This window comes from Clostridium boliviensis (genome assembly GCF_033342255.1).
Lineage (GTDB): Bacteria > Bacillota > Clostridia > Lachnospirales > Lachnospiraceae > Lacrimispora > Lacrimispora boliviensis.
This window is the reverse complement of record NZ_JAWONS010000242.1, coordinates 1-524: the sequence shown is the minus strand read 5'-3', so window position 1 is coordinate 524 and position 524 is coordinate 1. Positions and strand designations below refer to the sequence as shown.

The 524-nt window shown below is 55.7% G+C and carries 1 protein-coding gene; it reads right to left on the bottom strand.

Translation table 11 applies throughout. The features are described 5' to 3' along the window. Positions 1 to 135: 135 nt before the first annotated feature. The coding region (locus RZO55_RS16670) for an RNA polymerase factor sigma-54 (RefSeq protein ID WP_500683310.1) at positions 136 to 524 on the bottom strand (389 nt) is incomplete at its 5' end.

The window sequence follows — 524 nt, the reverse complement described above, 5'->3', positions numbered from 1 at the left end:
GACGTACAACGTCCCTGTATAACAAAATATGTCCCAACACGGCAAAAAGAAAAGGAGCAACGGCTTCCACCTTCATTGTAGCCGAACCTTTCCCCCTTGACAAGATGGAAACCGCCTTCCATCATCCGGGCCAAATCATCCTTTGTCGTACCTCCGCCGGGCCATCGAGGAGGCGATTCCCAGCTCCTCCCGATATTTGGCCACCGTGCGGCGGGAGATCCGGATGCCGCCCTCCCGGAGCAGATCTGCGATCCGCTGATCAGACAAGGGCTTTTGCTTATTCTCCCTCTGAATCAGCTCCACAATACGCTTTTTCACACTTTTGGCCGATATATCTCCGGACAGGGAATCCACGCCGGACGGAAAAAAATACCGGAATGGGAAAAGGCCGCGAGGCGTTTGCACGTACTTGTTCTGCGTGGCGCGGCTGACGGTGGACTCGTGCAACCCCAACTCGTCCGCCACTTCGCGCAGGGTGAGGGGCTTCAAGTGATCGACGCCGCGATCCAGAAAATCCCTTTGTT